The sequence below is a fragment of the Pseudomonas sp. Z18(2022) genome, from assembly GCF_036346535.1.
GTDB classification, from domain to species: Bacteria; Pseudomonadota; Gammaproteobacteria; order Pseudomonadales; family Pseudomonadaceae; genus Aquipseudomonas; species Aquipseudomonas yamanorum_A.
Map to the genome: position 1 here is coordinate 1 of NZ_JAOTOA010000072.1, position 396 is coordinate 396.

General features: G+C 58.1%; 1 pseudogene. It reads right to left on the bottom strand.

Features of this window, described 5'->3' with window-relative positions:
• Nucleotides 1-396: pseudogene (locus V3W39_RS33640) on the bottom strand (hypothetical protein); the annotation flags it as partial.

A 396-nucleotide genomic window follows, 5' to 3' on the forward strand; every position in this document is an offset into this window, starting at 1 on the left:
GATCACCTGCTGATCGTCGTAGCGATAACGCTCGCTTTCGCCTACAGCGTTGGTCGCCTCAATCAACCGCCAGGCGTCGTCGTACTTGTAGGAAACAACGTTCTGCTCGGTAACCCAGTCCAGTTCCCGCTGCACCTGATAGTCGACGGCAACGATATGCCCGCGGTCATAACGCAGCAGCAATCCTTGGCCGACGTGGTTATCAATCCGCTGAATCCGCCCGGAATAGTCGCGGGAAATACGCAGCCGGTTGTCGTACGCGTCGCTGATCGACGTGAGCACACCGTCACGGAAGTGGTAGAAAAGGGACGCCTGAGCCAGCACCAACTCATCAGGCAAAGCGCCCAGATAAATCGCTGCTTCCGCCAGGCTATTGGTGATGGCTGGCCGCGTAGC